This is a genomic window from Sulfitobacter sp. KMM 9851 (assembly GCF_057178245.1).
On the sequence record NZ_JBXUCW010000003.1, the window covers coordinates 55516 to 79297 of the forward strand.

At 60.7% G+C, this 23782-nt stretch carries 20 protein-coding genes; 14 read left to right on the forward strand and 6 right to left on the reverse strand.

Annotated elements, in window-relative coordinates; translation table 11 throughout:
• Positions 1-26: 26 nt before the first annotated feature.
• Positions 27-1058: an Ldh family oxidoreductase gene (locus AC1965_RS19290; protein ID WP_483887336.1), complete on the reverse strand. Its 1032-nt coding sequence runs from the start codon at positions 1056-1058 to the stop codon at positions 27-29.
• Between the two features lie 126 nt (positions 1059-1184).
• Here AC1965_RS19290 and AC1965_RS19295 point away from each other — a divergent pair, with 126 nt between their 5' ends.
• The 12 genes from AC1965_RS19295 to AC1965_RS19350 all read left to right on the forward strand — a co-directional run bounded on the left by AC1965_RS19295 (position 1185) and on the right by AC1965_RS19350 (position 13897).
• Complete coding sequence (locus AC1965_RS19295) at positions 1185-2702, forward strand: aldehyde dehydrogenase (NADP(+)) (RefSeq protein WP_483887337.1); 1518 nt, start codon at positions 1185-1187, stop codon at positions 2700-2702.
• A gap of 257 nt (positions 2703-2959) precedes the next feature.
• A complete protein-coding gene (dctP, locus tag AC1965_RS19300) occupies positions 2960-4021 on the forward strand; it encodes a TRAP transporter substrate-binding protein DctP (protein WP_483887338.1) in 1062 nt (353 codons plus the stop codon).
• 17 nt (positions 4022-4038) lie between these two features.
• Positions 4039-4560, forward strand: a complete 522-nt coding sequence (locus tag AC1965_RS19305; RefSeq protein ID WP_483887339.1) for a TRAP transporter small permease subunit — start codon at positions 4039-4041, stop codon at positions 4558-4560.
• A gap of 1 nt (position 4561) precedes the next feature.
• Positions 4562-5872 (forward strand): TRAP transporter large permease, encoded by a 1311-nt coding sequence (locus AC1965_RS19310; protein ID WP_483887340.1) that lies wholly within the window; start codon positions 4562-4564, stop codon positions 5870-5872.
• A 141-nt stretch (positions 5873-6013) separates the two neighbouring features.
• Positions 6014-6820, forward strand: a complete 807-nt coding sequence (locus tag AC1965_RS19315; RefSeq protein ID WP_483887341.1) for an ABC transporter substrate-binding protein — start codon at positions 6014-6016, stop codon at positions 6818-6820.
• A gap of 56 nt (positions 6821-6876) precedes the next feature.
• Positions 6877-7542, forward strand: coding sequence for an amino acid ABC transporter permease (locus AC1965_RS19320; protein ID WP_483887342.1), 666 nt, complete (start codon positions 6877-6879; stop codon positions 7540-7542).
• Between the two features lie 13 nt (positions 7543-7555).
• Complete coding sequence (locus AC1965_RS19325; protein WP_483887343.1) at positions 7556-8209, forward strand: amino acid ABC transporter permease; 654 nt, start codon at positions 7556-7558, stop codon at positions 8207-8209.
• Complete coding sequence (locus AC1965_RS19330; RefSeq protein WP_483887344.1) at positions 8202-8924, forward strand: amino acid ABC transporter ATP-binding protein; 723 nt, start codon at positions 8202-8204, stop codon at positions 8922-8924. Before AC1965_RS19325 ends, AC1965_RS19330 begins: the two co-directional genes overlap by 8 nt.
• Positions 8924-10159, forward strand: a complete 1236-nt coding sequence (locus tag AC1965_RS19335) for an NAD(P)/FAD-dependent oxidoreductase (RefSeq protein WP_483887220.1) — start codon at positions 8924-8926, stop codon at positions 10157-10159. Before AC1965_RS19330 ends, AC1965_RS19335 begins: the two co-directional genes overlap by 1 nt.
• The gene (locus tag AC1965_RS19340; RefSeq protein WP_483887221.1) at positions 10156-11157 is read left to right on the forward strand and encodes a 4-hydroxyproline epimerase; all 1002 of its coding nucleotides are present in this window, start codon (positions 10156-10158) and stop codon (positions 11155-11157) included. The genes AC1965_RS19335 and AC1965_RS19340 overlap by 4 nt, the downstream gene beginning before the upstream one ends.
• 15 nt (positions 11158-11172) lie before the next feature.
• Positions 11173-12864, forward strand: a complete 1692-nt coding sequence (lhpI, locus tag AC1965_RS19345) for a cis-3-hydroxy-L-proline dehydratase (protein ID WP_483887222.1) — start codon at positions 11173-11175, stop codon at positions 12862-12864.
• 4 nt (positions 12865-12868) lie between these two features.
• On the forward strand, positions 12869-13897 hold the full coding sequence (locus tag AC1965_RS19350; protein ID WP_483887223.1) for a trans-3-hydroxy-L-proline dehydratase: 1029 nt from the start codon (positions 12869-12871) through the stop codon (positions 13895-13897).
• Between the two features lie 63 nt (positions 13898-13960).
• On the opposite strand, the gene AC1965_RS19355 is transcribed toward AC1965_RS19350, so the two are convergent.
• Genes AC1965_RS19355 through AC1965_RS19375 form a run of 5 tightly spaced genes read right to left on the reverse strand, consistent with a single transcriptional unit; the run spans position 13961 to position 20490 of the window.
• The gene (locus AC1965_RS19355; protein WP_483887224.1) at positions 13961-15499 is read right to left on the reverse strand and encodes an indolepyruvate oxidoreductase subunit beta family protein; all 1539 of its coding nucleotides are present in this window, start codon (positions 15497-15499) and stop codon (positions 13961-13963) included.
• Entirely contained in the window at positions 15496-17646 is a 2151-nt protein-coding gene (locus AC1965_RS19360; RefSeq protein WP_483887225.1) for a thiamine pyrophosphate-dependent enzyme, read from the reverse strand. Before AC1965_RS19360 ends, AC1965_RS19355 begins: the two co-directional genes overlap by 4 nt.
• 9 nt (positions 17647-17655) lie before the next feature.
• Positions 17656-18138: a MarR family winged helix-turn-helix transcriptional regulator gene (locus AC1965_RS19365; RefSeq protein ID WP_483887226.1), complete on the reverse strand. Its 483-nt coding sequence runs from the start codon at positions 18136-18138 to the stop codon at positions 17656-17658.
• The gene (locus AC1965_RS19370; protein WP_483887227.1) at positions 18135-19694 is read right to left on the reverse strand and encodes a phytoene desaturase family protein; all 1560 of its coding nucleotides are present in this window, start codon (positions 19692-19694) and stop codon (positions 18135-18137) included. Before AC1965_RS19370 ends, AC1965_RS19365 begins: the two co-directional genes overlap by 4 nt.
• Before the next feature lie 4 nt (positions 19695-19698).
• The gene (locus tag AC1965_RS19375) at positions 19699-20490 is read right to left on the reverse strand and encodes a cyclase family protein (protein ID WP_483887228.1); all 792 of its coding nucleotides are present in this window, start codon (positions 20488-20490) and stop codon (positions 19699-19701) included.
• Positions 20491-20598: 108 nt separating this feature from the next.
• Between AC1965_RS19375 and AC1965_RS19380 the strand changes: the two genes are divergently transcribed.
• Together AC1965_RS19380 and AC1965_RS19385 are read left to right on the forward strand one after the other, a co-directional pair.
• Positions 20599-22164 (forward strand): phytoene desaturase family protein, encoded by a 1566-nt coding sequence (locus tag AC1965_RS19380; RefSeq protein ID WP_483887229.1) that lies wholly within the window; start codon positions 20599-20601, stop codon positions 22162-22164.
• 40 nt (positions 22165-22204) lie between these two features.
• Positions 22205-23731, forward strand: coding sequence for an ABC transporter substrate-binding protein (locus AC1965_RS19385; protein WP_483887230.1), 1527 nt, complete (start codon positions 22205-22207; stop codon positions 23729-23731).
• Positions 23732-23782: the final 51 nt, after the last annotated feature.

Below are 23782 nucleotides of genomic sequence, written 5' to 3' on the forward strand. Positions count from 1 at the left end.
TCCGTGCTGCGGAGGGCCTTTTTGCGTCACGTCACCGCATCAAGGCCAAATTCCAGCAGGCGTTCAAGAGTGCTGATTTCGGTCTGAGTGAGCGGGATACCCTGAACCGTTGTTTGCGCACGGGCGGCAAAACGCCGTTGTGACGGCAGGCGCGCGCCCTGTCCTATGATCGCTTCGAACAACTTTTCGGCGCGGGCCATCGGATCACCAGCGCGCCCGGCTGTAAAGCGGGCAGGATCAAAGGCGATGATCAATTCGCCATGTGCCGGGGCCAGCGACATCGCACCCAGTGCCTCGCGGGCTTCGGGGCTGGTCTGATCACCGATCATAACGCCTGCCAGCAATTCGATCATGGTGGAAATGGCCGACCCCTTGTGGCCGCCAAAGGGCAACATCGCGCCCGCTAGGGCCGCGTCGGGGTCTGTGGTGGGCGTGCCATCGGGTGCAATCGCCCAGCCCTCGGGCAGCGGGGTGCCGGCGCGGCGGTGCAACTCGATCTCGCCGCGCGCCGCGACGCTGGTGGCGAAATCAAAAACATAGGGGGTGCCGCCGGGCCGGGGCCAGCCAAAGGCGAAGGGGTTTGTGCCCATCAAGGGCTGTGTGCCGCCGGTCGGGGCGACACTGGCATAACTTGGACACATCGCCATGGCGGCGAGGCCGACATCGGTCAACGCTTCAATCTCGGGCCAAAGTGCTGCGAAATGGGTGCAGTCATTGATCACCATCGCCGCAATGCCCAGATCACGGCACCGCGCGGCCAAGACTGGCACGCCCATGTCAAAGGCCGCATTTGAAAACCCGCCCTTGGCATCCACACGAACGATGCCGCTGCTATCGTGATGCACAACCGGCACCGCATCAGGCACAACCTTGCCCGCTTTTAGCGTGCGCAGACAGCCTTCGATCCGGTAAATACCGTGTGATTTGCACGCGTCCCCTTCGCCCGCGACGATGACGCGGGCCAGTGCATCGGCGTGCAGCGGCGCTAGCCCGCCGCGTAGAAATATTTCGGTGACGATCTGCGTCAGCGCATCGCAGGACAGGGTGGTTGGGGGCATGTGAAATCCTCGTGGTCTTCTAGGTTGCAATCGTGCATACATCATGTATGCAAGAGCGCATGATAGCAAGCTGACATCCGGGCTTTGGCGCGGCGGCTTGTCCTCGCAGGAAAAAGGAACTGACAGATGGCATTCACCCCACATGGCAAGCACCTGATCGCAGGCGACTGGATCGCCTCTGATGACACCTTCGCCTCCACCCCGGCGCATGGTCCGGCGCATGATTTCTCTGTCGGCACACCCGAACTGGTCGCCCGTGCCTGCGAAGCGGCAGAGGCAGCGTTTTGGGACTACGGCTATAGCACCCGCAGTGACCGGGCTGCGTTTCTGAATGCCATCGCAGATGAGATTGATGCACGCGGGGCGCAGATCACCGAGATCGGCACCCAAGAAAGCGGTCTACCCGCCGCGCGGCTGGACGGAGAACGCGGTCGCACCGTGGGACAGCTTCGTCTGTTCGCGGATCACATCGAAAAGGGTGATTACCTTGATCGGCGCCACGACGGGGCGCAGCCCGACCGACAGCCCGCGCCGCGCCCGGCGATTACAATGATGCAACGCCCGATTGGCCCCGTGGCCGTGTTCGGCGCGTCGAACTTCCCGCTCGCCTTTTCGGTGGCAGGTGGTGACACAGCAGCCGCGCTGGCGGCGGGCTGCCCGGTGGTTGTCAAAGGTCATTCCGCGCACCCCGGCACCGGAGAGATCGTGGCCGAGGCGATCCATGCCGCCATTGCGCGTTGCGGCATTCACAAAGGTGTCTTTTCGCTGATTCAGGGCGGGGATCGCGCAGTAGGTCAGGCCGTGGTGCAGCATCCGCTGATCAAGGCCGTCGGCTTTACCGGGAGCCTTGCAGGTGGCCGTGCCTTGTTTGATCTATGCGCCGCACGTTCCGAACCGATCCCATTTTTTGGTGAACTCGGGTCGGTCAATCCGATGTTCATGATGCCCGCAGCCATCGACACACGTGCCGAAACGCTGGGCCAAGGCTGGGCCGCGTCGTTGACCATGGGCGCGGGGCAGTTTTGCACCAACCCCGGCATCGCCGTGGTGATCGACGGCGCTGGCGCGGATCGGTTTGTTCAAAGTGCCGCAACTGCCTTGCAGGATGTGGCGGCCCAGACCATGCTGACAGACGGGATCGCACAGGCGTTCTGTAGTGGTCGGGACCATCTGAAAGCGAACGATGCCGTGCGCCCCGTTCACGTCGCCAACAGCGAGGGCCGCACCGCCGCCCCCGCATTATTTGAAACGACGGCCGCGGAATTTTTGGCTAACCCCAACCTGCATGAAGAGGTGTTTGGCCCGCTTGGGTTGGTCGTACGCGCCGCGTCGCATGCAGAAGTGTTGCGTGTCGCCAAGGGGCTTGCCGGACAGCTTACTGTCACACTGCATCTCGATGACGGTGATCTCGACGCCGCACGCGACTTGATGCCGGTGCTTGAACGCAAGGCCGGGCGCATCTTGGCAAATGGCTTTCCGACCGGGGTCGAAGTGGTGGATTCCATGGTTCATGGCGGGCCATATCCGGCCAGCACAAACTTTGGCGCCACCAGCGTCGGCACGCTTTCGATCCGCCGCTTCTTGCGCCCGGTGTCTTATCAGAACCTGCCAGCTGCGCTGATGCCGCAAGACGCCGTGGAATAACCGCGCAAGCAGGGGGCAAGTTTGGTCGGGCGTGGGGAAACCTGTTGCCCGGCCAATTTGCATACAAAGATATTACTGCACGCAACGCGCGAATTGCGCCCGGAATTTCACCAAATTGGCTATAATTTCAAAGGCAAATCGCGCAGTTTCGTCATTTGTGTATTTTTTGTGTCGACACAGTAAATGACATTTGTATTAATGTGAGTCGCAAACCGCAGCCATCCCGAGCCTGCGGAAATCCAACACAGGAGACTCTGATGTCCACAATTTCCAAACGATTGGCCTGGGCCGGCGCATTGTCGCTTTTCGGCGCTGCCGCCGCTGCGCAAGATGTGACATGGCGTGTGCCCACATCGGTGCCGGAAGGCTCGCCTTTCTACGTCAACTTCCTTGAACGCTTTGCCGATAACGTCGATCTGCTGACCGATGGCGCGGTCGAGGTTCAGCCCTTTGGCGCGGGTATCCTTGTGCCAGCCCTGCAAGTCTATGACGGTGTGCGCGACGGCATTGTCGAGGCGGGCCATTCCACCCCTAGCTATCTGGTTAATCAAAACCCGATCAACGCGATCTTTTCGGGTTTTCCCGGCGGCATGGGGCCAGAAGCCTATGCCACATGGATCTATGAAGGCGGCGGCAAGGAAAAGCTGCAAGAGATCCGCGATGCCGATGGGTTCAAATCGCTTGTCGTTGGCATCGGGTCGTCCGAGATCATGGCCCACGCCAACAAGCCCATTAAAACAGCCGAAGACCTCAAAGGTCTGAAGTACCGCACCTCTGGCCCCTGGGCCGAAGTGATGCGCGATTATTTCGGCGCTGTGCCGACGGTTGTGCCACCAGGTGAAATTTACACTCTGCTGGAACGCAAAGGCGTTGACGCGATCGAATGGGGCCCGCCCTCCGGCAACCTGCCCGAAGGTTTCCACGAGGCCGCGCCTTATATCATCACCCCCGGCGTGCATCAGCCGACCTTCCTGTGGGAAGTCGTGCTGAAGCAGGAAACCTGGGATGCGCTGGACGATGCGTTGAAGCCCAAGATCGAAGCGGCGGCGGAACTGACCACCCTGCAGTCGCTGATCAACTTTTATGATCTCGACATGAAAGCGATGGAAACTTTCCGCAGCAGCAAGGCGGAAGTGATCGAACTTGACCCTGCATTTGCCAAAGAACTTTCTGCTGCGGGCCTCGACTGGATCACCAAAACCGCAGAGGCGCAAAAGGCAGATGGTAAGGCAGAGATGTCCGACATCCTCGCTGACTACATCGCCTACAAAGACCGCTGGACCGCGCAAAGCGGTTACTTGATCCGCAACGGTCAATAATGAAACTGGGGGTGATCATGAAGCGATGGTTCTTGGCGTTGGCCGACGGTATCTCGGCAGGTCTGGGGTATGTTGCGCAAGCGATGGTCCTGATCCTGATCGCCTCCATGTTATACGAAGTGGTGGCGCGCTACGGTTTTGGCGCGCCAACTGAATGGGCCTTTGACATCGCTTACATGAGTACTGGCGTGCTCTTTGTGCTGGGGGCCGCGCAGGCCCTGCGCGAGGACGCCCATGTGCGCATTGATTTTCTGTCGTCGCGCTTGCCCACCCGGCTGCGCGGTTCCATTGATGGCTGTGTCAATCTGTTCATCCTCTGCCCGATATTCCTCAAGCTGACGTCCATCGCCGGGCACCGCGCCTGGCGCGCCTTCATGACGGGCGAGGTCGAACACGTCAGCCCGTGGGCGCCACTGATGTGGCCATTTTATACAGCATTGGCCGTTGGGTTGGGTGCATTGGCGTTGCAGCTCGCTGCCGAAGGCATCCGCGCGTTGCTGTCCCCGAAATCCGACGACACATTCAAGATCGAGACCTGAAATGACCACAGCAGCCCTGATGTTTCCTGCCCTTTTTGCGCTTATCCTGCTGGGTATCCCGGTGGCGTTTTCGCTGGTGATCGTATCGGTCGGGGCAGGGCTTGTGGCCTTTGGTCCGGTTGGATTCAACCAACTCTATGGGTCGTTCTATTCGGCCTCGACCAATTTTATACTGTCCGCCATTCCGATGTTCATCTTGATGGGCGCGCTGCTTGAACGCTCGGGCATTGCCGAACGGTTGTTTCGGGTGATGAACATGTGGCTGGGCCGCCTGCCGGGCGGCTTGGCGTTGGCGACAATCGCCATGGGCGCGGTGTTTGCTGCTGCGGCAGGCGTGGTTGGCGCGGTCGAGGTGATGATCGGCATGATGGCGATCCCTGCCATGCAGCGCGCACGGTATAACAATACGCTGATCGCCGGCACGATCTGCGCTGGTGGATCATTGGGTACGATGATTCCGCCGTCGGTCATCGCGGTGATGTATGCGTCACTGGCGCAGATGTCTGTGGGCAAGCTTTTGGCCGGGATGATGATACCGGGCCTGATCATGGTGGTGTTGTTCCTTGGCTATATCGCCGTACAGGGCGCGCTATATCCGCCGGAACCGATGGAGGGCGACGCCCCCGAAGAAGAGTTCACATTGGCCGAGAAGCTTTGGGCTACGGTCACGACATTACTGCCGGTATTCTTGCTGATTTTTGCGGTGCTTGGCTCAATCCTGGGCGGGATCGCATCCCCGACCGAAGCGGCAGCCGTCGGCGCGGCGGGCGCGCTGGTCCTGTGTATCGCGAACCGACGCTTCAATGGGCTGGTGCTGCGCGAATCACTGGCCATTACGGTGCGTATTTCTGCGATGATCCTGTTGATCGTGGCCGCCGGTACAATGTTCATGGGGGTGTTTGCAGCCAACGGCGGGGCCCGGTTGATCCGCGATTTCATCGACGGTGCGGGCCTTGGCACCACGGGGATGATCGTGTTCTTCCTGCTGGTTGTTTTTGTCCTTGGATTTGTGCTGGATTGGACAGCCAATGTGCTGATCTGCGTGCCGTTGTTCACGCCTTTCATCCGATCTTCGGGCATTGATCCTGTCTGGTTTGCCACGCTCGTTCTGATCGTCATCCAGACCGGCTACCTGACACCGCCCATGGCATCGTCGATCTTTTATCTCAAGTCCATCGCGCCGCCGGATATGACCTATGGCCAGATGTGCCGGGGGGTTCTGCCTTTCATTGCCTTGCAGGTTCTGACGCTGATCCTGATCGTGCTTTTCCCCACATTGGCGACATGGCTGCCCGACAAACTTATCGGCTAACGCGGCCGCGCAAGGCATCGAAACTTAGCGCACGCCGTTCCTTAAAATACTTGTTGTATTTAATATAAATACAGTGTTGTTTCACACCACCGCACCCCGGCCAGAGCAACGCCGGGGGCAACCAACCACAGGGAGATATCCATGAAACTTACCTACCTTGCCGGGGGCCTGTTGGCCGCATCCGTCATCGGGACTGCCGCCCAGGCCGACAAGCTGGACGATATCATCGCATCCGGCACGCTTCGCTGCGCCGTTGTGCTGGATTTCCCACCTATGGGATCGCGCGATGAAACCAACACGCCGGTCGGCTTTGATGTTGATTATTGCAACGATCTGGCCGCTGCATTGGGCGTCGAAGCCGAGATCGTCGAAACGCCATTTCCTGACCGTATCCCCGCGCTGGTTTCAGGCCGCGCCGACGTCGGTGTTGCGTCGACATCCGACACGCTGGAACGGGCCAAGACAGTCGGCTTTTCGGTACCCTATTTCGCCTTTACCAACGTGGTGCTGACCAAGGAAGGCAGCGGCGTCGATAGCTTTGAAAGCCTTAAGGGCCACACAGTTGGGTCCGTTGCAGGCACGTTCGAGGCGATCGCGCTGGAAGAACAGGTTGATGCCTGGGGCGAAGGCAGCTTTCGGTCATATCAGTCGCAGGCCGATGTGTTCCTGTCCCTGTCGCAGGGCCAGATTGACGCAACTGTTGTGACCTCGACCGTTGCCGCGTCCATCGTGGCGGGCGGCAAGTTTGACGGGCTGAAAATCGCGGGCGATGCGCCGTTTGACGTGGACTACGTTGCGTTGATCGGCCTGCGTCAGGAATACGGCCTGCTCAACTATCTCGACCTGTTTGTGAACCAGCAGGTCCGGTCGGGCCGCTACCAAGAACTGTTCGACAAATGGGTCGGTGGCGACGCGCCTGATCTGACCATCGCCAAGTCCTATCGTTGATGCATGCGGGGGCCGTCGGGCCCCCGCCACGCGGCAACCGCTGATCGGAGCAACAGATGGGCAACTACACCTTTCAATGGCGGCAGGCCTTTCGCGCCTTTCCAGATATGCTGGAAGGCGCGCTGGTCACGCTGCAAATTTCAATTCTGTCGATGTTGATCGGCGTCACCATCGCGGTATTGCTGGCCGTGGCGCGCGACGCCAACAGCCGCTGGCTGCGCGCGCCCGCGACTGTCTGGGTCGAGGTTGCGCGCAACACGCCTGCGTTGTTTCAGATTTACATGGCGCATTTCGGGCTGGGGTCGTTTGGGATTTACCTCAGCCCCTATGCCGCACTGCTGGCAGGTATCGCATTTAATAACGCGGGCTATCTCTGCGAGACGTTCCGCGGCGCAATGCGCGCCATACCGGGCACGCAACTGAGGGCAGGGCGGTCGCTTGGCATGGGGCCTGCCAAGGCATTTCGCCTGATCATCATGCCGCAGATGTTCCGCATCTCTTTTCTGCCCACCACGAACCAAATGGTCTGGGCCATCCTCATGACCTCGCTTGGGGTCACGGTGGGGCTGAATTCTGATCTGGCCGGCGTCACCCAAGACCTGAACGCGCGCAGCTTCCGAACCTTCGAATTCTTCGCGCTGGCCGCCGTGATCTACTACGTCATCGCCAAGACGGTGATGATCGGCGCACGGCTGCTTGCCGCCCGCCTGTTCCGTTATTGAAGGAAGAGATTAGATGTTTGATACGGCTCTGAACTTCAATGACCTCCTGTTCATGCTCAAGGGCGCGGGCGTAACGCTTTCGGTCACCGGATTTGCCGTGGTCGGTGGCACACTGCTGGGGGTGCTGTTTGGTGTGTTGCGCAGCCAGATCAGCGCTTGGGCCGCGCTGCCGCTGACTTTTGTGCTCGACATCTTCCGGTCGGTCCCGCTGCTGATCCAGCTCATCCTCGCCAATGCCTTTCAGGCGATTGCGGGCTGGGGTATTTCCCCCTTTGTCACCTCCTGCATCGTGCTGGCGCTTTATACCTCGGCCTATTGCACCGAAATCGTGCGCGGCGCCATCGACGCGGTGCCCACGGTCACCCGGCGCGCCGCGCGTTCACTGGGCATGACATGGGGCCAGGACCTGACCCAGATCGTCTTCCCTATGGCGTTGCGTGTGGGTCTGCCCAGTTGGATCGGCCTCACCTTAGGCGTGATGAAAGACAGTGCGCTGGTGATGTGGCTCGGCATTATCGAACTGCTGCGCGCCTCGCAGATTTTGGTGACACGCCTGCAAGAGCCGATGTTCATCCTGCTTGTGACGGGTGCGATCTATTTCGCGCTCAGTTTCCCCATTGCCCGGCTTGGCAGCCGCTTGGAAAAAAGGTGGCAAGAAAATGATTGAGATTGAAAACGTCCACAAATCCTTTGGCGCGCTACATGTGCTCAAAGGTATCGACCTCACTGTCCAAAAAGGCGAGGTGGTATCGGTTATCGGCGGGTCCGGATCGGGCAAATCGACACTGCTGACCTGTATCAACGGGTTGGAAGCGATCGACAGCGGCCGCATTCTGGTGGACGGTACCGAGGTACACGCGCGCGCCACCGACCTGAACAAACTGCGCCGCAAGATCGGCATCGTATTTCAGCAATTCAACGCGTTCCCGCATCTTACCGTGCTGGAAAACGTCACTCTGGCGCCGCGCAAGGTCAAGGGCATTGGCCGCAAAAAAGCCGAAGAAATCGCGGTCAAGCAGCTGTCTCATGTCGGTCTGGCGGACAAGCTCAACGTCTATCCCAGCCGTCTGTCCGGTGGTCAGCAGCAACGTATGGCGATTGCGCGTGCGCTGGCGATGTCGCCCGACTACATTCTGTTTGACGAGGTGACATCGGCACTCGACCCGCAATTGGTGGGCGAGGTGCTGGACACGCTCAAACTGCTGGCAGATGAAGGTATGACGATGATCTGTGTCACCCATGAGATGAGCTTTGCGCGCGATGTTTCCGACCGCGTTGCGTTCTTTCATCAAGGCGTCATGGCAGAAATCGGGGCACCGGATCAGATATTTGGCGACCCACAACATGACGAGACCCGCAAATTTCTGTCGAGCGTAAGATAGTGGACCAAACTGAAGTGATCATTATCGGGGCCGGTGTGGTGGGATTGTCCACCGCATTGGCGCTGCAATCGCGCGGCGTTCCGGTCCGCGTAATTGATCGCGAGGGGCCTGCGGCAGGGGCATCGGCGGGCAACGCGGGGGCATTCGCTTTCCCCGAAATCCTGCCGCTTGCCTCGCCCCGGATGATCCGGCAGGCACCGAAATGGCTGCTCGACCCGCTTGGCCCGCTCAGCGTGCCGCCACGCTATGCGGCGCAAATCGCGCCTTGGATGTGGCAGTTTTTCAAGGCCAGCTTTCCATCGCAAGTGCGCGCCTCGACCAAGGCGCAGACGGTTTTGATGCGGCTGTCTAAGGCCGCGTTAGAGCCGCATCTGCAACAAGCCGGGCTGACGCATATGCTGCGTCACGAGGGGCAGCTTCAGGTCTATGAGGGTGAAAAAGAATTTCGTGCATCCCTACCCGGCTGGCAGGCGCGGGCCGACGAAGGCATCGCGTTTCAGCACCTTCAAGGCCGCGAAATTGCCGAATACCAGCCCGGTCTCGCACCGCAGTTCACCCATGCGACATTTACCCCCGACTGGCTTTCGATTACGGACCCGCGCGATTACGTCCTCGCGATGGCCGACCGCTTTTGCGCAAACGGCGGCGAGATCATCATCACGCAAGCCGATAAATTGGTGCCAGGCGGGGTGCAGACATCATCCGGCCTGATGCCGGGCCGTGTGGTACTGGCAGCAGGCGCGCATTCGCACCATCTGGCGCGCACGGCGGGGGTGAAAATTCCGCTGGAAACGGAACGCGGCTACAACACGACGTTGCCAGCAGCGGCCTATGATCTCAAGCAGCACATCACATTTGGCGGGCATGGCTTTGTCGTCAGCAACGTCACCTCCGGCCTGCGGGTCGGGGGCGCGGTAGAATTGGGCGGGCTGAACCTGCCGCCGAACTATGCCCGCGCCGATGCCATGCTGAAAAAGGCTGCGCGTTTTCTGCCGGGGCTGGAAACGACCGGCGGCACACAGTGGATGGGTTTCCGCCCCTCGCTGCCTGACAGCCTGCCTGCGATTGGCCCGTTGCCCGGGCGGGACGACGTAATCTGCGCTTTTGGCCACGGTCATCTGGGCCTTACCCAGTCGGCAGGCACCGCACAGATCGTGGCCGACCTTATCACCGGGGCCGACCCCGGCCTTGACCTGATCCCCTTCGCCCCCGCGCGTTTTACGAGGCATCCATGACGCAATACACATTCCCCTGCATCGACGGCCACACCTGCGGCAATCCCGTGCGACTGGTCACTGGCGGCGCGCCGATGTTGCAAGGCGCGAACATGCTGGAAAAGCGTGCGCATTTTCTCGCGGAATACGACTGGATCAGAACCGGGTTGATGTTTGAACCGCGTGGTCATGACCAGATGTCCGGCGCGATCCTTTATCCCCCAACGCGCGATGATTGCGATGTCGCGGTACTGTTTATCGAAACCTCAGGCTGCCTGCCGATGTGTGGCCATGGCACCATCGGCACCGTCACCATTGCGCTGGAAAACGGGCTGATCCGTCCCAAGATACCCGGCGTCCTGCGGCTCGACACGCCTGCTGGGCGCATTGATGTGTCCTACACTCAGGAAGGCCGCTTTGTTGAGGAGGTGCGCCTGACCAACGTGCCGGGGTTCCTGCATGCCGAAGCGCTGACAGCCGAGGTTGAAGGCCTGGGCGAAATTGCGGTCGATGTCGCCTATGGCGGCAATTTCTATGCCATCGTTGAGCCGCAAAAAAACTTCCGGGACATGGCCGATTTCAGCGCATCAGAACTGGTCGGGTTCAGCCCGAAACTGCGCGCAGCGCTGAATGCAAAGTATGAGTTCGTCCACCCTGAACACCCCGCAATAAACGGGCTAAGCCACATCCTGTGGACTGGTGCCCCGCGCGCGCCAGAAGCCCATGCCCGCAACGCTGTGTTCTACGGCGACAAGGCGATTGATCGGTCCCCCTGCGGCACCGGAACATCCGCGCGGATGGCACAACTCGCGGCCAAGGGAAAACTACAGGTCGGCGACGATTTTGTGCATGAATCGATCATCGGGTCGATGTTCAAAGGCCGCGTCGAAGCCGCAACCGAAGTGGCCGGCCGCGCCGCCATCATCCCCTCTATCGCAGGCTGGGCGCGGGTGACCGGGTTCAACACCATCTTCATCGACGACCGCGATCCCTTTGCGCATGGATTTGTCGTCACCTGACGCGGAAAGACATTTATGAACCAGATCATCGTCCCTGCCGTCGCCCAAGGTGACGTGCTTGTTTCCTCCGAAGGACTAAGTTTTTGGGGCGGGGTCGACCCTGCCAACGGGCAGGTCATTGACGCCCATCATCCGCTTCACGGTCAGACATTGGCGGGCAAGATCGTGATGATGCCGACCAGCCGCGGGTCCTGCACCGGCAGCGGCGTGTTGCTTGAACTCGCGTTGAACGGCTGCGCCCCCGCGGCGCTGGTGTTCAGCGAGGCCGAAGATATTTTGACGCTCGGCGCGCTGATTGCGGGGCAGATGTTTGACCGCCCGCTCGCCGTGCTGCGGTTGGGCCGGGCCGAATATACCCGGCTGTCCGCTGCCAAATCCGCCCGGATCAGCGGTGATCAACTTATCGCAGACGGCTGGACCTGCACCCTAGCGCCCGTTTCTGCAGATCGACTGGCCCTGTCTGACGCGGATCAGGCCATGCTTGACGGTGCGCAGGGGCCGGCCGTCCAATTGGCGATGCAGACGATCTGCACGATGGCGGGGGGGCAGGGGGCTGCGCGGCTGGTCGATGTAACGCGGGTGCATATCGACGGCTGTATCTATGCCAGCCCCGCCAACCTGCTGTTCGCCAAAACCATGGCCGACATGGGGGCCAAGGTTTGCATTCCCACAACCATGAACGCTATTTCGGTGGATCATGCCAACTGGCGCGCACAGGGTGTGCCGCCTGACTTTGGCCTGCCTGCCAGCCGCTTGGCCGACGCCTATGTCGCCATGGGCGCACGTCCCAGTTTTACCTGCGCGCCGTACCTGTTGGAGACGGTGCCGGCCCGCGGTGAAATGATCGCCTGGTCGGAATCTAACGCGGTGATCTATGCCAACAGCGTGTTGGGCGCGCGCACTGTCAAACACCCGGATTTTCTGGACCTCTTCATCGCGCTGACTGGTCGCGCACCATTGTCGGGAGTCTATCTTGATGCACACCGCGCACCGCAGCGCGTGATCAACGTCGATCTGCCCGATGCGCACGATGACGCACTTTGGCCGATGCTGGGGTGGCTGGCGGGGCAGGCGGCACCTGACTGCATTCCAATTCTCACCGGGCTCGAACACACCGCTCCGAATGACGATGATCTCAAAGGGCTCTGTGCCGCTTTCGGCACCACATCCGCCGCCCCGATGCTGCATGTCGCGGGCATCACGCCCGAGGCCACGCTCGCACCCACTGCCGGTGCCGACCACATCGTGATCACCCGCGACGACCTGATCCGCGTCTGGCGGCAGTTCAATTCAGGCGACGCCAAGGTTGATCTGATTGCCTTTGGCAGCCCGCATTTTTCGCTGGCTGAATGCCATAAATTGGCCGCATTAATAGAGGGCAAACAGCGCCATAGCGCCGTCGATGTGATCGTAACCCTGGGGCACGACACGCTGGCAACCGCCCGCACGGACGGCACAATCGCGCGGCTCGAAGCCTCCGGCGTGCAGATCGTGCCGGACATCTGCTGGTGCTCTATCTCTGAACCGGTCTTTCCGCCAACGGCTCAGGTGCTCATGACCAACTCAGGCAAATACGCACACTACGCCCCCGGCCTGTCAGGCCGCCAGGTCCGATTTGGCAGCATTGCCGACTGCGTGGCAACAGCCTGTACCGGGCGGGCAATGCAAAGCTTGCCGGACTGGCTCGCCATTCCCATTCAAGGATAAAACGATGCGCAGCAGCAAAACAGTTCATGTGATCTCGGCCCATGCCGAAGGCGAAGTGGGCGACGTGATTGTCGGCGGCGTCACCCCGCCCCCCGGCGACACGCTTTGGGACCAAAGCCGCTGGATCGCGCGGGATCAGACCCTACGCAACTTTGTTCTGAACGAACCGCGCGGTGGTGTCTTTCGGCATGTGAACCTGCTGGTCCCGCCGAAAAATCCGGCCGCCGATGCCGCGTTCATCATTATGGAGCCGGAAGACACGCCGCCGATGTCAGGATCTAACTCAATCTGTGTCTCCACCGTCCTGCTGGACGGTGGTATCCTGCCGATGACCGAACCCGTGACCCACCTGACCCTCGAAGCGCCGGGCGGTCTGGTCAAGGTGCGTGCCGAATGCCGCAATGGCAAGGCCGAGCGGATATTTGTCCAGAACCTGCCCAGCTTTGCCGCAAGGCTTGATGTCCCGCTTGAAGTCGCAGGTCTGGGTACGATCCGCGTGGATACGGCTTATGGCGGTGACAGCTTTGTCGTGGTCGATGCCGCCGCGCTGGGGTTTTCCCTCGTTGCCGAAGAAGCGCATGAAATTGCCCGTCTCGGGGTGCGCATCACCGATGCCGCGAACAAGGCGCTGCAATTCGAGCACCCCGAAAACCCCGACTGGCGGCATTTCTCCTTTTGCCTCTTTGCCGGGCCGGTAACCCGCGACGACGATGGCCTGCGCGCGGGCGCTGCCGTCGCCATCCAGCCGGGCAAGGTTGACCGATCTCCCACGGGCACCGCGCTATGTGCCCGCATGGCATTGCTGCATGCGCGCGGACAAATGACGCAGGGCGAAACGCTGACCACCGTGTCGCTGATCGGGTCAACCTTTACCGGTCAGATTTTGGGCGAAACCACCGTTGGAGACGTCGCCGCCATTCTACCCGAGCTGTCCGGGCGCGGTTGGATAACAGGCATGCATCAACACATGCTGGACCCGGACGACCCATGGCCACAGGGCTATCGGTTGTCCGATACCTGGGGTGCGAGATAATTTAACATAATGATCATTATCGGACTTCTGGCCAGTCCCGTCGACGCGGAACTGGCCAAATGATCATACAAAGGACCGGACCGTGGCAATCGCCCCATCCAATGCCACGCCGTCCGGATCTTTCAGCGCCGCCTCGCGCAGGCGGGCAATCCAATCCGCGGCGTCGTCACGGCCTTGCAGCAGGTTTGCCGCGTCCATCACCTTGTCGAATTTGCTGTGCCCCCGCGCATGGGTATCGGAATATCCCTTGATCAGACGCCGACATTTCAACAGTTCGACCGCCACGTCGTAGTCATCGGTGAGATGTGCCAGACTGCGCGTGATCCAATCGTCTAGATGCGCCACTTCCGCCGCATGGCGGTGCGTGCGCAGGCGATATGATTTCAGACCACCCAATACATGAAGCATCAAAAAGGCCGGAAGCCGATCTGTCCGCAGCCGCCGCCCTTTGCCAAACCAGCGATCCAGCCGTGCCATCTGCGACGGGCGGCCCGCCACCCTTGCACCGATGCGCGCCGGCATCAGGCCCACGATCTCTTCGGCGCGGGGGTGAAAGTATTCGGTCAATTGCACGAGGTTGTCATCACCCGCACCCATTTCCTGCCGGATATGCCCCATGCGCGGCGCTCGGGTTTTTAGGTCGGCCACGCGGATGATGTCGTCATAGGCCATGGCATTTGCGATGTATTTCGCCGCCGTCGCTGACAGTTCCCACCCCTTGGCAGCAGTATCGCGCGCCAGAATTGCATCCAGCCGATCAAGATAGGTCGCACCGTAGCGGCAATCCTGAAAATTCACCACCTTGGCCAAACCGGCCAACGCCATGTCATGCACCGCTTCGGGCAGAGCTTCGGTGCGTTGGGCCAAGGCCTGCCAATCCTTTTGCAGCCTGTCTGGTCCGGTCATCTGGAATGCAGGCGCAATCGGTTCGGGGGCCGCCGCTGCTTTGGCCGTGCGCCCTTGTGCCGCGTCAAACCCAACGGCAAAGGCCCTAAGCGACGGTTCCACCCCCTTGCCGCCGCGGCGAATGGCGTCCTCGAACGCCTCGCGCGAAAAGGGCAAGGCACCCGACCCTGCCAACGCGCCAAACAGAGAGGCCGAAATCACCGACCCCTCGCTCACCGCCAACTGCTCCATATCCGCAAGGATCAACCGCTGTGCCGCGATCTCGGCGGCGGCGCGCACTTCGTCTGAATCCGCGATCCCGTCACCGGGGGCCATCTTTTCGCTCACGGCCAGCGCCCGATGCGTTGATCCGATCAGGGTGGTGCGGTCTGGCGTGACAAAGCCGCGGATCACGGCGCGGCCAACTTCCATCATCTCGGCGGCGATCAGCACATCGACATCACCCGCAGCCGGGGCCAGCGCAAAGACAGGCTGATGCTGCGACAGCGGCGTCATTTCGACGTAATAGATCGTGGCGCCCGTGCGCTGCGCCACCCCTGCCACCGATGTCGCCTGACAGGCATAACCCTCGCGGCGCGCCATCGCTTCGATCCAGCCGGTCAGCACGCCACCGCCCTGGCCGCCAACGGCCATCACAGCCAGTTTGATAATTGCGTCCGTGGCGGTCGCGGTGCGGTCGGGTAACACCAGGTTCATGTCGCCACCCCGCCCAGACGCAAGCGCCTGCTGTCCCGTCGTCGTTGCAGCCAACCGATAATCTGACCACGCTTCTGCGCGCGCCAGCGTTCAAATCCTGTCGGGTTATGCACCACGTCGGCCTGATAAAACGACGGGCATAGCACGGCGGTATCCGCCACCTCACCACAATTGCCGCACCCGACACAGGTTTGATCAATATGCGCCACCGGATCGTCCCGCAGCGGATCGTCCAGCCGTTTCAGCGACAGCGACGGGCACCCCGACAGACGGATACAGGCATGATCACCGGTACAGACATCCGCATCGACGCCAAAGCGCGGCACCTCCATGCGTTTGCCATCCTTGATCGCCTTGTTGCGCAGCGGTTTCTCGCGGCGTTGCTTGTTCAGCATACATTCCGACGAGGCCACGATCACCTTTGGCCCCTTGTAATCGGTCGTCAGCGCCTCGCGCAGCACCTCACGCACCTTGCCCACATCATAGGTGTGATCAATCTGGCGCACCCATTCCACGCCCACACCTTTAAGTGCTGCCGAAATCGGGTTGCCCGTCGATTTCGTGTTGTTATGCGCCCGCGACGACAGCACATCCTGCCCGCCCGTCGCGGCGGAGTAATAGTTGTCGACGATCACCGCGACACTGTCGGATTTGTTGAACACCATGTTTCCGATCGAAGACGACAGCCCGTTGTGCCAAAAACCGCCGTCCCCCAGGATCGAGATCACCCGCCGATCGCCGCCGCCGTCAAAGGCCGCGTTGGACGCGGGGCCAAGCCCGTAGCCCATCGTTGAGCCGCCAATCTCGAACGGCGGCAGGGCGGCAAACAGATGGCACCCGATATCGCCTGTGATCTGGTGTTTACCCAGTTCCTGTTCCGTCAGCTTCATCGCTGCAAAGATCGGGCGTTCCGGACAACCAGTGCAAAACCCCGGCGGACGGATCGGCACGGTCTTGCTCAGGTCCGGGATCACCGGGGCCTCGGCATTGGGCGCGCGCACCTTGCCCGGCAGCATATCGGGCGCGGCCAGTTTCAAAAACCCGGTGACCCCGTCAAGCAGGACCTGCCCGGTGTATTCCCCCGCCATCGGCAGAACATCCTTGCCGTGCAGCTTTACCCGACGTTCCAGCTTGTACAGGAACGACGACAGGTGCTGCTCGATATGATCGGGCTGGCCTTCTTCGACAACCAGAACGTGATCCTTGCCGGTGCAGAAGGCGTCAAATTCGTCTCTAACCAGCGGGTAGGTAACGTTCAGGACATAAAGCGGCACCTCGGAATTGCCATTGGCATCGGCCAGTCCCAGACGCTGAAGAGCGCGGATCACGCCGTTGTACATGCCGCCCTGAACCACGATACCGATGCGCGCATCCGCAGGTCCGAAATGTTCGTTCAGCTTGCGGTCCTGAATGAATTTCTCGGCCGCAGGCCAGCGGTTTTCGATCTTGTCCTTCTCGTGCAGATACGACATCGGCGGCAGCACCACGCGGTTGAAGTCCGATCGCGGATTTGCCGCTGCCTCCGCCACCGTCAGGCGCGGGCGCTGGTTGTCTCGCGTCTCGAAACTTCCGGTCACGTGACAGGCGCGAATGCGCACCATCAACATCACCGGCGTATTGCTCGCCTCGCTCAACTCGAATCCGTCTTTCACAGCCTTGGTAATGCAGGGCAGGTTAGGCCGTGGGTCCAGCATCCAGAATTGCGATTTCATCGCAAAACTGTGGCTGCGCTCTTGCATGATTGACGACCCTTCGCCGTAATCCTCGCCCACGATCACCAACGCGCCACCCGTCACCCCGGAAGAGCTGAGATTGGCCAGCGCATCGGACGCCACATTGACCCCAACCGGCCCCTTAAAGGTCACAGCCCCCCGGATCGGGTAATGCACGCTTGCCGCCAGCATCGCCGCCGCCGCCGCCTCGCTTGCGTTCGCCTCGAACCGAACGCCCAGCTCGCCCATCAGGTCTTCGGCATCGGCCAGCACATCCATCAGATGACTGATCGGCGCGCCCTGATAGCCGCCGACATAGCCAACGCCGTTTTCCAGCAGGGCCTTGGTGATGGCAAGAATTCCTTCACCGGTGAACACGTCACCATCCCCTTTGCGCAGATGTTCTACTTCTGCTTTGAACGAGCGTTCCGCCATGTCTTCCCCTTAAAAATCGTGTTTTCGAATGTTGCGCAGCATGGTCTTGAGCGTGTTGACGAACGCCAGCTTTTCAGTCGCGTCGATGCCCTTGAACATTGCATCATAAGACGCGGCCATATGCGGCCAAAGCCGTTCATAGGCTTCGCGTCCGGTGTCGGTCACAAAGACCCGCGTGGCACGGCTGTCCACTTCATCAGTCTCGCGCCGGATCAACCCATCGCGTGCCAAAGCGTCCAATGCGCGGCTTAGTGTTGATTGCTGCACCACCGCGTAGACCGCCAACTCGCGGATCAGGATGCCGTCGATGACCGACAAGACCGCCAGCGATCGCATCTGCGGCGTGGTCAGCCCCAGCGCGGCCATCTCGGTCGACAGGGATGCGTTGTAGCGCCCCATGATCCGGTTCATCAGATAGGGCGCAAAGTTCTCCAGCCCCATCTCGCCCAGCCGTTGTGTGGCTGGTGTCGGTATCTGTTTTTGATCTGTCATGCGCCCAATCCTCTGGCCAGGTTATACCCCGACCCACCACCAAGCCCGGGGCCGGGGTGGGTCGATGCACCAATGTGATGCAGCCCTTTAATCGGTGTAGAATTGTTTGTCTGCGCCGCATGGGGGCGCCAGAGGAAAAACTGATCCAGCGTGCAGGCGCCGCCATAGGGATCACCGCCCACCAGATTGATGTTCATCGCCGCAAGATCCGCAGGCGAATAGGCGCGCCGCGCCAGCTTGATGGCGTCAAAGTTGCGGATGTGGCGGCGCAGGATGTTCTCGATCCGGTCGGCAAATGCTTCGCGCATCGCATCGGTCCACGCCGGGGTTGTCTCGATCTCTCCCGCAGCACAGCCCTTGACCGTGCGCGGCGCATCGGGGATTTGCAACCACAGCACTGCCTTGCCGTCAGGGCAGCGCGAGGGGTCGAGCCGATGCGGCTGCCCGACACAGATCGTCGGCACCGCAGGCAACAGCCCGCGCTCTGCCTCATTGCACGACCGCGACACGGCATCGACACCATCCGTCAGATGGATCAGCGCCACATCGTCCAGACCTTCGGCGTTCCATTCAATCTGGCCGTCCAGCGCGTAATGCATCTGGAAATTGCCCCGCCCATGCCGAAATTTTCGCGCCCCTTCCGGGCGCGGCTGATCCTTGAGCAACCCATCATAAAGCTGCCCCGGCGCCGTAGAGGCGATGACATTGCGCGCCTTAATATTCTCGCCCGCCGCAGTCTCTATCCCGACGGCGCGTCCCTTTTCGACAATCACCCGTGTCGCTTCGACCCCGGTCCTGATCGTGCCGCCGTTGGCTTCGATCAGTGACCGGAACGCCGCTGCCGCATGCCCGGCACCACCTTTGACCACAGGCGCGCCCGCCGCTTCGAGGGCAAAGGCGATCACCCGGCTCATTTGGCCGCCATAGCTCGATTCCGGCGTCAGTCCGACATGCAGCACCCAAGGCGCCCACAATGCCTGAACATCCGCGCTTGCGTAACGCGTTTCCAGCCAGCCGCGCGCAGGGTCAAGAGCGTCGCCAAACCATGCCTTCAACGGGCCAAGCCCGCGTTTCCACGCCTCTTTCGCCAACAGCCAAGCGGATTGGCGCGACCACAGCGGTTGACCCAATAGGGCAAAGAGAAAATCCGCATCCGCCTCGATCGCGCCGACATCCATGCCGTGCTGATCCCCATCGCCAACGTGACGCGCATTAAATTCCGCGATGTTTGCGGCACGGTCCATCTCCAGCCGCAAGGCGGCGCCACCGGGGCGCAACACGGCGGTTGGATGCGCGCTATGACAGAACTCTAACCCGTGTTTGGCCAGATCCTCGCCCAGTGCGCCATGGGCCGGGCCGGTCAGGAACAACACAAATGTCGCGGCCATCACATCGTGATGAAACCCCGGCAGCGTGATTTCATCGGTGACCATACAGCCACCGATGTGATCTTCGCGCTCAACCATCAGAACGCTGTCGCCCTTGCGCGACAACATCGCGGCGGCCACCAACGCATTGATGCCCGACCCGATTATCAGATGATCAAACTCTGCCAACACCTTAGCCCTTTGGAACCAGTGCAAGGGCGCGGATCGGGCTGCCGGTGCCGTTCTTGATCTTCAGCGGGGCAGCAATCAGGATCGCGCCCTTGGGCGGCAGCTTGTCGAGATTGGCAAGCGACGCCAAGCCAAAGCAATTGTCGCGGTGCAGCAGGTTATGCGCCGGATAGGGCGACTCCATCCCGCCCGCCTGACCCGCGTCCGTTCCGATACACTGGGTGCCCCAGCCGACAATCTTCTTGCTCAGCAGATATTCGATGCAATCGGGCGTTGGCCCAGGGCTGTGCGGCCCGGTGTCGTCGGCGTTCAGGAATTTCGCCTCGTCATCGACGCGGCTGTCCCAGTCGGTGCGCATGACAACCCATTCACCGGCTTTGATCTCGCCATATTGGCTTTCCCATTCCTTGACCCCTGCGGCAGTCAGCAGGTAATCTGGGTCTTCTTGGGTCTGCTGCGAACAGTCGATGACGTTGACCGGCGCCACCAGACGCTGCACGTCCAGCTTGTCAGTATAGCCGTCTTCGTAATCTTTGCCCGTGATCCAGTGATGCGGCGCGTCAAAATGCGTGCCGGAATGTTCACCCAACACCATCCAGTTCCACGCAAAGAACGGGCCGTCATTGTCATATTCTGAAATCTTGTGAATTTCGACCTTCGGCGTGTTTTTTGCAAAATCAGGTGGCAGTTGCAGAATAGGCGTATCCGGCCCCAGCACCCCCGAGCAATCCACCACCTCAACGCCGCCAGAGGCCAGCATCGCCCCCAGGTTGCTCACTACATCCGCAGCACTCATCGTTTTCTCCCTGATTGGCGCGCCCATTCCCGCACGCGTTGAATTTATGAATCAACGCTAGACAAAAATATATGCGTTTGCAATTATCTTGTTCAGGGAGAGGAACCAATGCCATCTGACGCTGACGCGATCTTTATCGGGGCAGGCCACAACAGCCTTGCCTGCGCGTGCCATTTGGCCGCGCGGGGCTGGAAGGTCGCTGTCTATGAACAGGCGGCCGAACCCGGCGGTGCAGTCAAGTCGGGCGCCTATACCCTGCCCGGCTTTCGCCACGACTGGGCCGCGATGAACCTGTCGCTGTTTGCCGGATCGTCGTTTCACGCCGACCACGGGGCAGAGCTGGCCAAACACGGGCTGCAATTTGTCCCCACCGTGCACCCCTTTGCCAGCCTGTTTCCAGATGGCCGCTGGCTGGGTGTCTCGAACGACCGCGCGCTGACCACGGCGCGGATTGCGGGCTTCTCACGCGCCGACGCCGACACTTGGGCGCAGTTGACCGACAATTTTCCGGCTCAGGCCGAAACGATTTTTGCCCTGCTCGGCAGCCCGATGCGCGCCACTGCCCTCGCCCGGCTCGGCTGGACAACCCTGCGCAAGCGCGGGCGCGGCGGCAGCCTTGATCTTGCCCGTTTCCTTTTGATGTCACCGCGCGCATGGCTGGATCAGACCTTCGAGGATGACCGGGTCAAGGCCCTGCTTGCCGCATGGGGGATGCACCTTGATTTCGCGCCTGACATAGCGGGCGGCGCGCTGTTTCCCTATCTGGAAGGGATGGCGGGACAGGCGTTTGGTATGGTGCTGGGCAAAGGCGGCGCCGATGTGATGACCCGCGCCATGGTCAGCATGATCAAAGCCCGCGGCGGCACCGTCAGCTGCAATGCAGAGGTCACCGCCATAGAACACGCCGCCGGCCGTGCCACTGGCATCACGCTGTCCGATGGCCGTTTTATCGGCGCTCAAAAGGCCGTGATCGCCAATGTTGCCCCCGCCGCCCTGACGCGGCTTACCGGCGGCACCGATCCGCGCCACGACGCCGCGATGCGCGGCTATCAACACGCACCCGGCACGATGATGATTCATCTGGCGATGGACGCCCTGCCGAACTGGCCCGCCCCGGAATTGAAACGCTTTGCCTATGTCCACCTTGCCCCCTCCATGGACCAGATGGCGCGCACCTACGCGCAGGCCAAATCGGGACTGCTACCGGATGAACCTGTGATCGTCTGCGGCCAGCCCAGCGTGGTCGATCCGTCCCGCGCGCCTGCGGGTAAACATGTGCTTTGGCTCCAAGTGCGAATGGTCCCCGGCACCATAAAAGGCGACGCCAAAGGCGAGATTTTTGCAACCGACTGGGACGACGCCGCCGAGCCGATGGCCAAACGCGCGCTCGACATCCTCGAACGCTATGCCCCCGGCACAGGGGCGCATATTCTGGGCCAACACATCGTTACACCGCACATGTTAGAGACTGATAACCCCAATCTCGTTGGCGGTGATCAGGTCTGCGGCAGCCACCATCTGCACCAGCATTTCATAAACCGCCCCGCACGGGGCTATGCCGATGGCACCACCCCGATCAAACAGCTTTATCACACCGGCGCCGCTGTCTGGCCCGGTGGCGGCACAGGCGCAGGTTCCGGCACCCTGCTCGCCCGACAACTCGCCGGAAAATAATAATAACCAAAAACAATCAATTCTCAGGGAGAGAGAAAAAATGAAACTATCCAGACGCAGCCTACTCAAGACCAGCGCCGCAGCGGCGGCGTTCGCCACCATCGGCCTGCCCAGCTTTGCCCAAGAGATCGACGAGCTGGTCATCGCCTATAACGTCAACCTGCCCAGTTGGGACCCGACCGTTGGCCCCTCTGCGGTGAACCCGACAATCCAGGGCTTTTATCAATCCGTTTTTGATCTGTTTATCCCGCAAAACCCCGATCTGTCCTTTGGTCAGGGCCTGATCACGGACTACGGCTGGAACGAGGATGAAACCCAGATCTGGATGGATGTGCGCGAAGGCGTGACCTGGCACAACGGGGACCCCTTCACTGCCGAAGACGTCGCATGGTCCCTGCAACGCGCCGCTAACGCCGACACCGGCAACCCCATTCAGTTTATCTGGGGCAAAGTCGACAACATCACCGCCGACGGCAACCGTGTTACCGCCAACGTCAAGGAATACGAACCGACGTTCTTTAAATGGATGTCCTTTCTCACCGGCTATGTGCTGCCCAAGAAATATTATGAAGAAGTCGGCGCAGACGGGTTCGAATCCGCGCCAATCGGCACCGGCCCCTATATGGTCGAAAAGTTCGAGCGAAACGCTTTTGTGCGTCTCAAAGCGAATGAAAACTACTGGGGCGGGGCGCCGGAATTCAAAACTGTGACGATCAAATTCGTCACCGATGCGGCCTCTCGCGTGGCAGAGCTGGAGTCGGGCAATTCACACGTGACGCTTGAAGTCCCTTATGAAGAGTTCGACCGCCTCAAGGCCAAGGACGGTATCGAAGGTGTGGCCGAACCAATCTCTGACATCGGTATGATCTTTCTGAATGACATCGACGCGATGACAGACCCTAACGTGCGCAAAGCGGCCGCTTTTGCCATCGACAAGAACCTGATCATCGAACGGCTTCTGTCAGGCTACGGTGTGCCCATCGACACCCTGCAAACGCCCGATTACGCCGCCTATGACGACACGATAACTGTCGGCTACGACCCTGAAAAAGCCGTGGCGCTGCTGGCCGAATCCGGGTTCAGCACCGAAAATCCGGTAAAATTCACCATCCAGACCACCAAGGGCTTTAAACCCAAGGACTACGAGATGGTGCAGGCCATCGTGGGCCTGTGGCGCAAGGTCGGGATCGAAGCCGAGATCGAAGTCTACGAGATCGCCAAACACTATGAATTACGCGCGGCGGATACGCTGGCACCCGCAGCGTTTTACAACTGGGGCAACTCGGTGGGCGATCCGACCACCTCGACCGGCTTTGCAATGTTCGGCCCGTCGCCACATTCGGTCTGGGACGGCGAAGAAACCTTCAACATGATCTTGCCGCTTTGGGGTGAAAAGGACGAAGCCAAGCGCATTGAGGGCTGGAAAGCGGTTGACCGCCACATCGCGGAAAATGCCGAAGTCATCCCGCTGCTGCAATATGTGCAGCCGATCCTGCATGTCTCGGGCGTCAAGGTTGTGCCGCACCGCTCTGGCGCGCTGCTGCCCCATCTGATGACGCGCGGATAAACCCGGCCTACCCTGACGGGGCCGCCCAAACGGCCCCGTCACACCTATAAA

Coding starts and splice junctions, on each gene's coding strand:
- AC1965_RS19330 (WP_483887344.1), top strand. CDS start 8,202: ATGATTGAGATTGAAAACGTCCACAAATCCTTTGGCGCGCTACATGTG.
- AC1965_RS19380 (WP_483887229.1), top strand. CDS start 20,599: ATGCCATCTGACGCTGACGCGATCTTTATCGGGGCAGGCCACAACAGC.
- AC1965_RS19355 (WP_483887224.1), bottom strand. CDS start 15,499: ATGAACCTGGTGTTACCCGACCGCACCGCGACCGCCACGGACGCAATT.
- AC1965_RS19365 (WP_483887226.1), bottom strand. CDS start 18,138: ATGACAGATCAAAAACAGATACCGACACCAGCCACACAACGGCTGGGC.
- AC1965_RS19320 (WP_483887342.1), top strand. CDS start 6,877: ATGGGCAACTACACCTTTCAATGGCGGCAGGCCTTTCGCGCCTTTCCA.
- dctP (WP_483887338.1), top strand. CDS start 2,960: ATGTCCACAATTTCCAAACGATTGGCCTGGGCCGGCGCATTGTCGCTT.
- AC1965_RS19350 (WP_483887223.1), top strand. CDS start 12,869: ATGCGCAGCAGCAAAACAGTTCATGTGATCTCGGCCCATGCCGAAGGC.
- AC1965_RS19360 (WP_483887225.1), bottom strand. CDS start 17,646: ATGGCGGAACGCTCGTTCAAAGCAGAAGTAGAACATCTGCGCAAAGGG.
- AC1965_RS19315 (WP_483887341.1), top strand. CDS start 6,014: ATGAAACTTACCTACCTTGCCGGGGGCCTGTTGGCCGCATCCGTCATC.
- AC1965_RS19325 (WP_483887343.1), top strand. CDS start 7,556: ATGTTTGATACGGCTCTGAACTTCAATGACCTCCTGTTCATGCTCAAG.
- AC1965_RS19290 (WP_483887336.1), bottom strand. CDS start 1,058: ATGCCCCCAACCACCCTGTCCTGCGATGCGCTGACGCAGATCGTCACC.
- AC1965_RS19375 (WP_483887228.1), bottom strand. CDS start 20,490: ATGAGTGCTGCGGATGTAGTGAGCAACCTGGGGGCGATGCTGGCCTCT.
- AC1965_RS19385 (WP_483887230.1), top strand. CDS start 22,205: ATGAAACTATCCAGACGCAGCCTACTCAAGACCAGCGCCGCAGCGGCG.
- AC1965_RS19295 (WP_483887337.1), top strand. CDS start 1,185: ATGGCATTCACCCCACATGGCAAGCACCTGATCGCAGGCGACTGGATC.
- AC1965_RS19305 (WP_483887339.1), top strand. CDS start 4,039: ATGAAGCGATGGTTCTTGGCGTTGGCCGACGGTATCTCGGCAGGTCTG.
- AC1965_RS19340 (WP_483887221.1), top strand. CDS start 10,156: ATGACGCAATACACATTCCCCTGCATCGACGGCCACACCTGCGGCAAT.
- lhpI (WP_483887222.1), top strand. CDS start 11,173: ATGAACCAGATCATCGTCCCTGCCGTCGCCCAAGGTGACGTGCTTGTT.
- AC1965_RS19310 (WP_483887340.1), top strand. CDS start 4,562: ATGACCACAGCAGCCCTGATGTTTCCTGCCCTTTTTGCGCTTATCCTG.